The sequence below is a fragment of the Lentzea rhizosphaerae genome, from assembly GCF_042649515.1.
Classification (GTDB): domain Bacteria; phylum Actinomycetota; class Actinomycetes; order Mycobacteriales; family Pseudonocardiaceae; genus Lentzea; species Lentzea aerocolonigenes.
In genome coordinates this window covers 151,397-163,735 of the sequence record NZ_JBHRZI010000003.1, presented here as the reverse complement: position 1 = coordinate 163,735, position 12,339 = coordinate 151,397, and the positions used below count along the sequence as shown (strand labels likewise).

The 12,339-nt window shown below is 70.1% G+C and carries 11 protein-coding genes; 6 read left to right on the top strand and 5 right to left on the bottom strand.

Annotated elements, in window-relative coordinates; translation table 11 throughout:
• The first annotated feature begins 8 nt into the window (after positions 1-8).
• Positions 9-902, top strand: a complete 894-nt coding sequence (locus ACFOWZ_RS01230) for a neutral zinc metallopeptidase (protein ID WP_382367302.1) — start codon at positions 9-11, stop codon at positions 900-902.
• A 24-nt stretch (positions 903-926) separates the two neighbouring features.
• On the opposite strand, the gene ACFOWZ_RS01225 is transcribed toward ACFOWZ_RS01230, so the two are convergent.
• Together ACFOWZ_RS01225 and ACFOWZ_RS01220 are read right to left on the bottom strand one after the other, a co-directional pair.
• Positions 927-2,183, bottom strand: a complete 1,257-nt coding sequence (locus tag ACFOWZ_RS01225; RefSeq protein WP_382367300.1) for a sensor histidine kinase — start codon at positions 2,181-2,183, stop codon at positions 927-929.
• Positions 2,180-2,848: a response regulator transcription factor gene (locus ACFOWZ_RS01220; RefSeq protein ID WP_382367298.1), complete on the bottom strand. Its 669-nt coding sequence runs from the start codon at positions 2,846-2,848 to the stop codon at positions 2,180-2,182. The genes ACFOWZ_RS01225 and ACFOWZ_RS01220 overlap by 4 nt, the downstream gene beginning before the upstream one ends.
• A gap of 79 nt (positions 2,849-2,927) precedes the next feature.
• Here ACFOWZ_RS01220 and ACFOWZ_RS01215 point away from each other — a divergent pair, with 79 nt between their 5' ends.
• The 3 genes from ACFOWZ_RS01215 to ACFOWZ_RS01205 all read left to right on the top strand — a co-directional run bounded on the left by ACFOWZ_RS01215 (position 2,928) and on the right by ACFOWZ_RS01205 (position 4,758).
• Positions 2,928-3,497 (top strand): hypothetical protein, encoded by a 570-nt coding sequence (locus ACFOWZ_RS01215; protein ID WP_382367296.1) that lies wholly within the window; start codon positions 2,928-2,930, stop codon positions 3,495-3,497.
• A gap of 43 nt (positions 3,498-3,540) precedes the next feature.
• A complete protein-coding gene (locus ACFOWZ_RS01210) occupies positions 3,541-3,993 on the top strand; it encodes a hypothetical protein (protein WP_382367294.1) in 453 nt (150 codons plus the stop codon).
• A 243-nt stretch (positions 3,994-4,236) separates the two neighbouring features.
• Entirely contained in the window at positions 4,237-4,758 is a 522-nt protein-coding gene (locus ACFOWZ_RS01205) for an RICIN domain-containing protein (protein ID WP_382367292.1), read from the top strand.
• Between the two features lie 66 nt (positions 4,759-4,824).
• On the opposite strand, the gene ACFOWZ_RS01200 is transcribed toward ACFOWZ_RS01205, so the two are convergent.
• Positions 4,825-5,865, bottom strand: a complete 1,041-nt coding sequence (locus ACFOWZ_RS01200; protein ID WP_382367290.1) for a potassium channel family protein — start codon at positions 5,863-5,865, stop codon at positions 4,825-4,827.
• The gene (locus ACFOWZ_RS01195; protein WP_382367288.1) at positions 5,862-7,271 is read right to left on the bottom strand and encodes a M20/M25/M40 family metallo-hydrolase; all 1,410 of its coding nucleotides are present in this window, start codon (positions 7,269-7,271) and stop codon (positions 5,862-5,864) included. Before ACFOWZ_RS01195 ends, ACFOWZ_RS01200 begins: the two co-directional genes overlap by 4 nt.
• A gap of 62 nt (positions 7,272-7,333) precedes the next feature.
• Here ACFOWZ_RS01195 and ACFOWZ_RS01190 point away from each other — a divergent pair, with 62 nt between their 5' ends.
• Together ACFOWZ_RS01190 and ACFOWZ_RS01185 are read left to right on the top strand one after the other, a co-directional pair.
• Entirely contained in the window at positions 7,334-7,714 is a 381-nt protein-coding gene (locus tag ACFOWZ_RS01190; protein WP_382367286.1) for a DoxX family protein, read from the top strand.
• 77 nt (positions 7,715-7,791) lie between these two features.
• Positions 7,792-8,331, top strand: coding sequence for a hypothetical protein (locus tag ACFOWZ_RS01185; RefSeq protein WP_382367284.1), 540 nt, complete (start codon positions 7,792-7,794; stop codon positions 8,329-8,331).
• A 356-nt stretch (positions 8,332-8,687) separates the two neighbouring features.
• On the opposite strand, the gene ACFOWZ_RS01180 is transcribed toward ACFOWZ_RS01185, so the two are convergent.
• Entirely contained in the window at positions 8,688-12,041 is a 3,354-nt protein-coding gene (locus ACFOWZ_RS01180; protein WP_382367282.1) for an ATP-dependent helicase, read from the bottom strand.
• Positions 12,042-12,339 lie beyond the last annotated feature (298 nt).

Here is a 12,339-nt window from a genome sequence, read left to right as displayed (position 1 = left end):
GGGCGAACGTGACCCAACCGGCCAGGAACAACCCGGTGGTCCTCGCGGGAGTGTTCGTGCTGGTGGTCGCTTTCGTCCTCGGAATCGGTCAACTGAGCAGTCCCAGACTGGTGACGGGTCACGCCCTGGCGGGGTCCCGCCCGGCGCCGGTCGCGTCGACGGAACCCTCGACCCCGGTCCGCCCGCGGGCCGTCTACCGCCTGGCGGACCACCCGGTCCTGGTGAACGCGGCCTCCCTGGCGCCGATCACCTGCACGCTCCCCCAGTTCGCCACCACGGACAAGCAGCTGGCGGCGTACTACGCGGCGGGCGTCGAGTGCCTCGACGCGGCCTGGGGCCCGCTCCTGACGACGGCGAACATGCCGTTCGAGAAGCCGTCCCTGGACGCCTCTCCTGACCTCAAGGACGGCCCGTGCGGCGCCGCTCCGGAGGCGGACCACGCGGTGGCCTACTACTGCGGCCGCAACCGCACGATCTACATGCCGACCAGCCGCCTGCGGGAGAACGGCGGCGGTGACGCCCCGGCCACCCACCTGGCGACGCTGGCCCACGAGTACGGCCACCACGTCCAGGCGCTGACAGGTCTGTTGCGGGCAGCGGACCTGAAGATCACCGACGCGGGCGAGAAGACGCCGGCGGGCCTGGAGATGTCGCGCCGGATCGAGCTGCAGGCGAACTGCTTCGCCGGGATGTTCCTCACCAGCGCACAGGGCAGGGGCTCGGTGACGACGAAGCTGGCCCGCCAAGCGCAGGAGGACTTCCAGTACGCCGTGGAGGAGAAGCCGGAGAACAACGCTCACGGCTCAGCGGCGAACCAGGCGCAGTGGGCGGCAGCGGGCTTCAAGAGCAACACGACGACGGCGTGCAACACCTTCGCGGCATCGGCGGACGAGGTCGCCTAACAGGGATGAAGGTTCCCTTCATCGTCAAAGCGCGACCGGCAGGGTCACCCGGAACACGGCCCCGGTCTCCGAAGGCTCACAGGTCAGTTCGCCACCGTGAGCCCGCACCACCCCGCGGGCGATGGCGAGCCCCAGCCCGGACCCGCCGGACCGGCGGTCCCGGGCGTCGTCGAGCCTCACGAGCCGGTCGAAGATCCGCTCGCGCTCGGTCTCGGGCACTCCGGGCCCGTTGTCGGAGACGGTGAATCCCGTCATGTCGACGCGAATGCGCACAGTTCCGGACGGACCGGTGGCCTGCCGGGCGTTGTCCACCAGGTTCGCGAGCACCTGGGCCAGCCTCTGCCCGTCGCCGTGAACGGTGACCGAGACGCCTTCGGCGGCGATGTCGAAGTCGGGTGCCACGTACCGGGTCCTGGCGACCTCGGCCTCGGCCAGCCCGAGCAGGTCCACCGGTTCGCGCTGCATCTCGTACCCGGCGTCCAGCTGGGCCAGCGCCAGCAGGTCGTCCACGAGCCGCCCGGCCCGCCGCGCCTCCCGCACCAGCAGGAACGACATCTGGTCCCGGTCGGGCGAGTCCACCGGCGCCTGCACCAGCGCCTCGGCGACGGCCTGCACCCCGGTGATCGGCGTGCGCAGCTCGTGGGCAGCGTCCGCGACGAACCGCCTCGTCCGCTGCTCGGACCCCTCCAGCGAGTCCAGCATCCCGTCGAAAGCGGCCGCGGTGCGCCCCAGTTCGGTGTCGGTGCGTGAGGGGTTCAGCCGTCCACCCCGGTGCCCGGCGGCAATGGCCTGCGCCAACGAGGTCATGGCGTCCAACGGCGCCAAAGCCCGCCGCACCACCACGATCATCAGCAGCCCGGTGACGGCGATCGCCCCGAGCCCCAGCAGCACCAGCAGCTTCCGCAACCGGACCTGCGCCTGCGAGATCGCCTCGGTGTCCGCGTAGAACGTGAACCTGTTGCCGTTGATGGTGCGCGACTTGCGCTGGTACTGCCCGTCCTCCGGCGAATCACCGAACTGCGTCCCGTTCGGCAGCTCCACGGTCACCCGGATGCCGTTCTTCTTGGACAGCTGCCGCACAACCTCACGTGGCTGTGCTCCCCGCACCACCGAGGTGATCGCGCGCGTCTCGAGGTCCCGCAGCACCCCTTCGACGTCACGGGAGGACTGCCCGGCGAACGTCCGGTCGACCGCGATCACCAACGCGACGAGCACCAGGAACAGCACCAGCAGCACCGACACGGCGACCCGCCGCCGCAACGAGACCGTGCGGAGGTTCATTCCTCAGCCCGCAACACGTACCCAAGACCACGCACGGTGTGCACGAGCCGTGGCCCGTGTTCCTCGGTCTTGCGGCGCACGGCGGAAACGTGGACCTCGACCAGGTTCGGGTCGTAGTCCTCATACCCCCACACGGCCGTGAGGATCTGCGTCTTAGACACCACGCGGCCGCGCTGGGCCGCCAGGTACACGAGCAGCCGCAGTTCGGTGGCGGTCAGCTCGATCGGCTGGTCGGCGCGCATCACGACACCGGCGTCGGCGTCCACGACCAGGTCGCCGACCTGCACCGTCGACGGCGTGCGCCCGAGCCGGCGCAACACGGCAGACACCCTCGCCACCAGTTCGGCCAGCACGAACGGCTTGCCCACGTAGTCGTCGGCGCCGCCGGAGAGCCCGCGCAACCGGTCCGGCACGCCGTCGCGGGCGGTCAGCATGACCACCCCGGCGCCGGAGGAACGGCGGATGACCTCGAGCAGCGCGAAGCCGTCGCGGCCGGGCAGCATCACGTCGAGCACGACCAGGTCGGGGCGGAAGCGGCCGAGATCGGCCTCCAGCTGACGCCCGTCCAGGCGGTGCTGCACCTCGTAACCCGACTCGCGCAACGCGGACGACACCGCGGCGCCGATCGCCTCGGCGTCCTCGATCACCAACACCCTGGCGGACACCTCACCATTCTGCTGATCATCCGGAGTTCGGGCGACTCGCCTTCAGCTCACGCTCAGATTGCGCGCGCACCCTGAGCGCATGTCGAAGAAATCTGCGTGGGCCGGCGCCGTCGTCGCGGCCGTCGGGCTCACCGTCGGCGGCATCGCGGTCGCGACTGCGGCCGACAACCCCGATGGCCCTCCCGCGGCGTTCGCGGAGCGCCACCCCGGCGGTCCCGGCAAGCCGGGCCGTCCGGACAAGGCGAAGCTCAAGGACAGCACCCTGGTCGTCGGCCGGGTGAAGTCGGTCGAGAGCGGCAAGCTCACGATCACCAAGGACGACGGCAGCGAGGTGTCGTTGACCACTGACGGCTCCACGAAGCTCCGTGGCGGCGACCTCGCCGGGCTCAAGGCCGACCAGCGCGTGACCGTGCGCGTGAAGGACGGCAAGGCGCTGAACGTGGCGCTGGCGAAGGCCCACGAGCAGGGCACGATCAAGGACGTCAACGGCAACAACGCGACGTTGATCCAGGTCGACGGCCTGCAGACCCCGCTGGACCTGTCGTCTGTGAGCGAGAAGCCGAAGAACGGCGACCTCGTGGCGGTGACCGGAACCGTGTCCGACGGCAAGACCATCAAGGTCGAGCAGCTGCGTCAGCTGCCGAAATAAACCTGGGCTCCACGCGGACCGCCGCGTCTGCGAACATCGCAGTGTGGCGGTTCCGCGAAGCCCCGACAGATGGGTGTTCATCCTGCTGGTCGTCGGACTGGTCGGGATCGGTGTCGCGGTCGCGCTTCTGGCGCCCGCCAAGGTGCTCGGCGCCTCGGAACCTCCCAGACCCGTGGCCGCGACCGTCGTCGAGACCGGCGCTTGCGGCCAGGGCACGGACACCGTCGAATGGGACGCGGGCGGCCAGAAGAAGCAGGCCAAACTGGACGGCTGCGGTCACCGCAAGGGCGAGACCCTCGAGGTCGTCACGACCGGCACCGACATGGTGTCCTCCGCGTCGTCGCTCCCCGCCGGACTACCGGTCGGGCGCCGCCTCACCGCGTTGCTGCTCTGCATGGCGGCGCTGGCGGGTGGCTTCTACGCGTTCCTCTTCCGCTACGCGCCTCTGCGCGCGCCGGCCGTGATGCCCAGTCCCCGGCAGGCCCCGGTTTCCTGAGCAACCGTCTCGGCCGTTCGGCCGCTTTCGCTGTACAGGATTCCGCAATACCGTGGTTCTTGGACCCGATTTGGGGGCATCGAGGTCCGCCGGGGAACTTCGCAACGCAGCAATGACTGCACCCCCGATGAATTCTGTGAGCTGCTGCTGCGATGCTCTGATCGATTCTGTTGCGACACCTTCACAAGCCTGGGGGCTCCTTTGAAGCGTGCAAGAAATCGAATCGCGATCGTATTTTTCGGATTGATCTTCGCCTTGGCCGGCGCCATCCAGCCGGCCGGCGCGGAACCGGCGGTTTCCTTGTCGGACAAGGTCGATCTGGCACAGGTGGGCGCGGCGGCGGGTCCCACCAACCGCTGGCTGCAGAACCACAACAGCTGGAAGTGCCTGCTGGTGCAGGGCGCTGCCGACAACAACCCCGCCGTGCAGTTCCAGTGCCTGGACTACGCAGACCAGAAGTGGGACTTCGTCGAGAAGGGCAACGGGCAGTACCAGCTGCGCAACCGGAACAGCGGCAAGTGCCTGCTCGTCCGCGGTACTGACAACGAGGCTCCGGCTGTCCAGTTCTCGTGTCTGAACTATGCCGACCAGTATTGGGAGTTCTATTACTACGACAACATCGTGGGCAGCGAGTGGTTGTGGGTCAGGAACGTCAACAGCGGCAAGTGCTTGGTCGTCCGCGGAGGCAACGACGGCACCCGGCTGGTGCAGTTCCCCTGCACGTCGTACATCGACCAGGCGTGGCGCATTTGGCCGCCGCTGTAGCAACCGGCTGACCTGATCAGCCACCCCCCGGTACCCGCCTCGCCGAGGCGGGTACCGGCACGTCGGTCACTCCCCTGCGGGCGTGACCTTCTTGACGTAGAGCAGCCGGTCACCCGGCTCGATCGCATCCGCCTCGGGAGCGTCCACCCGGTAGAGCGTCTTGCCCCGCACCACACCCAGCACGATGTCCGAGAGGTGCCGCGGCGACCCTCCGACCTCGCTCGCCTCGACGTCGCGTTCGGCGATCGCCAGGCCTGCGTCGGGCGTGAGCAGGTCCTCGACCATCGCGACCACGGACGGCGTCGCCGTGGCCATGCCGAGCAGCCGGCCCGCCGTTTCCGACGACACGACCACCGAGTCCGCACCGGACTGCTTCAGCAGGTGTTCGTTCTCGCGTTCCCGCACCGACGCCACGATCTGTGCCTTGGGCGCAAGCTCGCGGGCGGTCAACGTCACCAGCACGGCCGTGTCGTCCCGGTTCGGCGCAACGACGATCGCGCGCGCACGGGCCGCGCCGGCGACCCTCAGCACGTCGTTGCGTGTACCGGAGCCATGCACCGTCACGAGCCCGATGGAGGAGGCGGCGTCGAGCGACTCCTGGACGGTGTCCACGACGACGATCGAGCCGGGCTCGACACCGTCGCCGAGCAGCGCCGCGACCGCTGATCGCCCCTTCGTGCCATAACCCACGACGACGACGTGGTCCCGCACGACCCGCCTCCACTTCTGAATGCGCAACGCCTGACGGGAGCGCTCGGTGAGAACTTCTAGTGTCGTGCCGACCAGCACGATCAGGAACAGGACCCGCAACGGCGTGATGACCAGAACGTTGATCAGTCGCGCCGACGACGACGCGGGCGTGATGTCGCCGTAGCCGGTCGTCGAGAGAGACACCGTCGCGTAGTAGAACGCGTCGAGCAGCGAGACACCGTCTTCGTTGACGTCCCGGTAGCCGTCGCGGTCCAGGTAGACGATCAGCACCGCGAGCAACAACGCCGCCATCGCGCCGATGACGCGTTTCAGGATGGCGCGGACCGGGCTCTGCACCTGGTCCGGCATCCTGATCACGCCGACGAGCGAGTGCGACGCTTCGTCAGTCAGGCTCATCGAGACAACCTCTCGGGCAACATCCGCCACAGGTGAGCCGCCGCCTCCGCACCTTTGAGGAGCAACGGCACTACAACGCGCTCGTTCGGCGCGTGAACGCGATCATCCGGCAAGGTGGCGCCGAGGTAGACGAGGGGCACCCCGAGCCACGCCTGCAGCACCGCAGCGGGCCCCGACCCGCCGGCGCGCGCGAACCGCACGGGACCGCCGAACGCCAGCTCCACCGCCTCCTTGACCGTCGCGTTCGCCGGGTCGTCCGGGCTGATCGCGTACGGCGGCACACCGTCGCCGCGGAAGCTCACCTCCGCCCTGATGCCCGGCGGCGTGTGCTTGGCGACGAACTCCTTGAGCTGGTCGGCGACGTTCTCCGGCAGCTGGTCGGGCACGAGCCGGAAGCTGATCTTCGCCCTGGCGCTCCCGGGGACGATCGTCTTGAAGCCGGGACCGGTGTAGCCGCCGCTGATCCCGTTGACCTCGGCGGTCGGCCTGACCCAGATCCGTTCCAGCGTCGTGTAACCGGGCTCGCCGTGCAGCGCCTGCGCGCCGCCTCCGTTGTGCGCCAGCCACTTCTGCTCGTCGAACGGCAGCGCCGCGTAGTCCTCGCGCTCCTTCGCGGTCGGCTCGCGGACGTCGTCGTAGAAGCCTGGGAGCTGGATGCGGCCGTCCTCGTCGTGCAGCGCGGCGACCAGTCGTGCGAGCGCGGTCGCGGGGTTCGGAATCGCACCGCCCGCGCGCCCGGAGTGAACGTCGTCGGTGCCGCCGAAGAACGTGATCTCGCCGGCGAGAACACCGCGCTGCCCGGTGTTGACCGTCGGCGCGTCCCGTTCGTGAAGTGCGGTGTCCGTGAACACCACAAGATCGCAGTCGAGATCATTCCTGTGATCGTCGAGGAGCTTTCGCAGATGCGGTGATCCGGATTCCTCCTCGCCTTCGACGAAGAGTTTCAGCGTGACGTCCGGCGCATTCCGCCCGGTCGCCGCCAGGTGCGCCTTGACCGCGAGCAGGTGCATCAGGACCTGCCCCTTGTCGTCGCTCGCGCCACGCCCCCTGATCTCGTCGCCGCTGATCACGGGCTCGAACGGCGGATGCTGCCAGCGTTCGACAGGATCGACGGGCTGCACGTCGTGATGGCCGTAGACGAGCACGGTCGGCGCATCGGGATCCGCGGCGGGCCAGCAGGCGAACACGGCGGGAAGCGCCGGCCCGTCGTTCCAGACCCGGACCTCAGGCCAGCCGTCCGCCCTGAGCTGGGCAGCCAGCCACTCGGCAGATCTCTGCACGTCAGGCACGTGCGCCGGATCGGCGCCGATTGACGGAATCTTGATCCACTCGCAGAGTCCCGCGACGAAGGAATCGCTCAGCGCGGCAACAGCAGCGCGTTCGGGATGATGAGAATCACCTGCCACGCTCGTGGAGAATAGGCCAGCCCGATCTCGCCTACGCGGCGTAGGCATGACAGGGTGACCGCATGGAACCGAACCGTTCCCGAGCGCGGTCGGCGATGGCGCTCGCCGCACTGCTGAGCCTGGCGGGGACCACCCACTTCACCAGGCCGAAGTACTACGACGCGATCGTCCCGCGAGCCCTCCCCGGCACCCCGAGGCAGTGGACCTACGCGTCCGGCGCCGCAGAACTCGCCGTAGCCGCAGCCGTGGCAACCCCGCGAACCCGCCGCCTGGGAGCCCTGGCAGCCGCCGCGTTGTTCATCGCGGTGTTCCCCGCAAACGTGAAAATGGCTCTGGATTTCCGCGACAAGTCGCCGAAAGCCCGCGCCCTGGCGTATGGTCGCCTGCCACTGCAGATCCCACTCGTCGCTTGGGCCTGGAAAGTGGCCAAAGCGGCCCCATGACCACCCTGGGTAATCCTTAACCGAGTATCCCGCAAACGATGTCATTTTCCGCGCGAGGAACCCTTAGGATGCGCCCTGTGCAAACGCTTCTTCAGCGCGCCGCAACCGCGCTCGGCTGGGACGGAGTCGTCGTACCCGACGTAGCCGTCCTGGGCCAGCAGGTGTCCGCGGTGGTGCGTTTGCTGCCGGAAGTGCACGAGTGGAGAACCCAGAACGGCTGGCCACCCCGCGCCGACCCGTCGTGGTTCCGCTCGTGGTTCGAGCCAGCGGCCCACGACCGCCTCCCGGTGGCAGCGGTGGAACTGGTCGGCGTCCTGGTGAGCGAGTCCACGACGGACCGCGCCCTCCAGTCGTGCGGCACCCTCCTGACCCTGGCCCCGTGCGCGGTGATGCTCCCCCGCTCCGACGAGTCCCAGGCCTGGTCGTACATAGAGCTCGACTACTACGGCATCGGCGTGGTGATGGGCGACGACACCTCAGCCGACCTGATGGTCCCGCCGGAGGACCGCTCACCGGAGTTCGGACCGTCGCTGTTCGGACGCTGGCTGCTCGAGGTGCTGTACGAGCGGGTGCTGAAGGAGTCGCACGCGCCGGCCGGGACTCGCCAGCAGTCCTGACTCGCGCGGGCGATCGGAACGAGCCCGCCGTCCCTGCCCGCGCGCGGAGACGAAGCTGAGCAGCCCCTGCTCGCCTGCTGCTCCCCCGCGCGCTTCCTTGTCACGCAACGATTGAAAACCGCTTTGGGTTCCCGGCTGTCCACAGCTTAGCCGAGCACCCATATTCGCAGGTCAAAAAGCCGCACCCTGTGGACAACTCGCGATCATGACACCGCGACCGACTCCGCCAGTTCACGACTCCACAGCGGTAGACCCCCAGCGGCCAACCGCGCGCCGCGACTCCGCAGCTACCGCATCTGGCCGTCACAACTCCAGCCGAACGCGCCCCTCACGACTCCGGCAGCGAGCGCCGCCTGTCACGACTCCACCGACCGGATCAGGTCCTTCAACCCCTGCTCGTCCAGCAGATCCGCCGGCCTCACCGTGTGATCGTGCCGCACGTAGTGGAACGCGGCCCGCACCCGCTCCAACGGCTCCCCCGTCAACGCCGCCCACGCCAGCCGGTATGCCGCCAGCTGCACCGACAGGGCCGGCAGCGCCTCCGCGTCCGGCACCGCGCCGGTCTTCCAGTCGACTACTGTCCAGCCGTCCGGGTCGCGGTACACGGCGTCCATCCGGCCGCGCACCGAGATGCCCTCGAACTCCGTCTCGAACGGCACCTCCACGTCGTGCGGGGTTCGGTCCGCCCACGCGCTCTGCAGGAACGCCTCCTTCAGGCGTTCCAGGTCTGCGTCCGGGGAGGCGTCGGCGTCGCCGGCGCCTGGTAGTTCGTCCAGGTCGAGCAGGCGGCTGGCGCCGAAGCGGTTTTCCAGCCACGTGTGGAAGGCCGTGCCTCGGCGCGCCAGCGGGTTCGGGGGGAACGGGAGCGGGCGGCGGAGTCTGCGGGCCAGCAGGTCCGGGTCCTTGGCCAGTTCCACGAGTTGCGAGACCGACAGGTGGTCGGGGAGCTCCACCTGTTCGCGGCGGTTCTGGGAGGCCGCGCGTTCGGCCAGCAGCACGTCGACGTCTCGCGCCCAGCCCTCCGGGTCGTCGTCCTCCGGCATCTCCGGGTCGTCGGGCACCACGTCGTCCGGGAGCGGTTCGGGCTCCGGCGGGAAGTCGTCGTCCGGCGGCTCGTCGGGAGGCGGCGGGTAGTCGTCGACGACGACGGCCGGCTCTTCGAAGATCAGCGGCAACGGCTCTGGCGGGGCGTTGCGCAGGGCGTCCAGGGCGGCCAGGACCATCTCGGCGCCTTCGACCACGGCGTCTCGGCGTTTGCCCAGGGGGTCGGCCGGCCACTGGGAGCTCTTCACGTCCTCGGCGAGCGGGTTCGGAGTGTCCGCCTCGGGCTCGGGGGCCCAGAGACTGATGTCTCCCGGCGGGTTGTCGCGTTGCAGGACCTCGTGCATCTCCTGCAGGAACACCGACGGGCCCTTGGGTTTGTCGCCCGCCTCGGCCCACCAGTGGCCCGACATCAGCAGGCTGTGTTCGGCCCTCGTCACGCCGACGTAGAAGAGGCGGCGTTCCTCGACCAGCCTGCGGTCCTCGAACTCCTCGGCGTGCACGGTCAGCGCCTCGTCGACCTCCTTGCGGTTGAAGCCCGCGGACAGCCGCAGCGACGGCAGGTCGGCCGCGTCGCCTCGCAGCGGGGCCGGCAGTTCCGTGACGGCCTTGAGCCAGCACGACGACTTCTTGCGGCCGGGGAACACGTCGCGCACCAGGTGCGGCAGCGCGACGATGTGCCACTCCAGGCCCTTCGCCGAGTGCACGGTCAGGATCTGCACGCGGTCCTCGGACACCTCGACCTCGCCCGGCTCCAGGCCGTCTTCCGCGTGCTCGGCGGTGTAGAGGTAGTCGAGCAACGACGGGAGCGTCGCCGACGGGGACGCGGCCGCGAAGTCCGTCACCACGTCGGAGAAGGCGTCGAGGTGAGCGCGGCCGACCATGCCCGGTCGCGACATCGACTCGATGTCCAGCAGCAGCGTGCGTTCGACGTCCGCCACGAGCTCGGGCAACGGCTGGTCGAGCCTGCGCCGCAACGCGGCCAGCTCGCCGCCCAGCCGCCGGATCCGCCGGTAGCCGTCCTGCGAGTAGGCGTCGGGGTCTCCGGGGTCGTCGAGTGCGTCGGCGAGGCCTGCCTGTTCCGCGTGCTCGCCGGGCAACGCGTCCGCGAGCACCAGCAGTGGATCGTCCACAACGGACTGTCGTGGCGCGACGCCCGCCAGCTCCCGCGCCCGCGACCACAGCGCCGCCAGGTCGACCGCGGCCAGCCGCCAGCGCGAGCCGGTCAGCAGGCGAGCGGCCGCCGTTCCCGCCAAGGGGTCCACGAGCACTCGCAGCGCCGACACCAGGTCCCGCACCTCGGGCTCGTCCAGCAACCCGCCGAGGCCGACGACCTCGACCGGCAACCCTCGCTCGCGCAACGCCGACGCGATCGCCGCCATGTCCGACCGCCGCCGCACCAGCACCGCCGCCGTCGGTGGCACGCCCTCGGCGTCGAGGTGCGCTTCCCATTGCGCCGCAACGTTGTCCGCGAGCCAGTCGAGCTCCTGCCGGATGTCGGAGTGCAACGCCAGCCGGACGTCACCGGGGCCTGCACCAGGACGCGCGCGCAGCTCTTCGACGTCCAGCCCGGCCTCCCGCAGCGGCAACGACACCGCGTTCGCGAGCTCCAGCACCTCGGGAGGGTTGCGGAAACTGGTCAGCAGCCCGAACTTCCGCGTCGGCGGGAAGTCCTCGGCGAAGCGCGGCAGGTTCGCGGCGGACGCCCCGCGCCAGCCGTAGATCGCCTGCGCGGGATCGCCCACGGACGTGACCGGCATGGGCTCACCGAGGCCGAACAACGACCGCAGCAACACGCGCTGCGCGTGCCCGGTGTCCTGGTACTCGTCGAGGAGCACCGCGCCGTACCGCTCGCGCTCGCCGGACGCCACCTCCTTGAACCCGGCGAGCTGTGCGGCCAGCGACATCTGGTCAGCGAAGTCGAGCGCGGCCTCCTTGCGCTTGCGTTGCTGATAGGCCTCCAGCAACGGCAGCAGAGCCACACGGAGTCGTTGTGCCGCAACGACCTCGCGCAGCTTCTCCGGCAACGCGTCCCGCTGGCGAGGCGCGCGCGGCGCGTTCTCGACCAACGCACAGAACTCCGCGGCGTGCGCCTCCAACGCCTCGGGCGTCACGAGGTGCTCGCCCAACTCCCCCGCGAGCCGCAGCAGGTACCCGGTGATCGTCGCCGGCACCTTGTCCGTGTCGAGGTCGCGAGCCCACGTCGACACCACCCGGTGCGCGAGCTGCCACGACGCCGTCTCGGTCAGCAGCCGCACGCCCGGCTCGACCGGCAGCCGCAGCCCGTGCTCGGACACCAGCCGCCCGGCGTACGCGTGGTACGTCAGCACCACGGGCTCGCCGGTCAGCACGGCCATCTTCCGCTCGCCGCTCGGATCCAGCTCGTCCAGCAACGGCGACCCGGCCAGCCTGCGCAAACGGGCCCGAACCCGGTCCGCGAGCTGCCGCGCGGCCTTGCGTGTGAACGTGAGGCCCAGCACCCGGTCGGGCAGCACGAGACCGTTCGCCACCAGCCACACCACGCGCGCGGCCATCGTCTCGGTCTTGCCCGCACCCGCACCCGCGACGACCAGCGCGGGCTGGGCGGGCGCGGCGATGACCTCGGCCTGTTCGGGGGTCGGTTTGTTCAGGCCCAGGGCTTCGGCGATCTCGAAGGGGCTGACGGTCATCGGGGGAGCTCGTGGTGGGACGGGTGGCTGGTGGGAAGGGGGTGTGGAGTGGCGGAGGGGTGGGGCGAGCGGTGGGCGGGGACGAGGTCTGGGGTGGCGGGGCGGAGCGAGCCGCGGGCAGGAAGGAGGTGCGGCGCGGCGGGACGGAGCGAGCGACGGGCGGGAGGCGTTGCCGCGGCGCAGGACCAGCCCAGGGGGCGGCCGCTGGTGGCCGGACGGGAGCAGCGCGGGGTGAAGCACCCGCCCGGCGCGCGCCGCTCGAACGCCCCGGACCGCACTCCCCGCGAGTGGGCAGTCC

Bases quoted from the DNA above. Each gene is read 5' to 3' on its own strand.
- ACFOWZ_RS01200 (WP_382367290.1), bottom strand. From the start codon at position 5,865: ATGAGCCTGACTGACGAAGCGTCGCACTCGCTCGTCGGCGTGATCAGG.
- ACFOWZ_RS01190 (WP_382367286.1), top strand. From the start codon at position 7,334: ATGGAACCGAACCGTTCCCGAGCGCGGTCGGCGATGGCGCTCGCCGCA.
- ACFOWZ_RS01180 (WP_382367282.1), bottom strand. From the start codon at position 12,041: ATGACCGTCAGCCCCTTCGAGATCGCCGAAGCCCTGGGCCTGAACAAA.
- ACFOWZ_RS01215 (WP_382367296.1), top strand. From the start codon at position 2,928: ATGTCGAAGAAATCTGCGTGGGCCGGCGCCGTCGTCGCGGCCGTCGGG.
- ACFOWZ_RS01225 (WP_382367300.1), bottom strand. From the start codon at position 2,183: ATGAACCTCCGCACGGTCTCGTTGCGGCGGCGGGTCGCCGTGTCGGTG.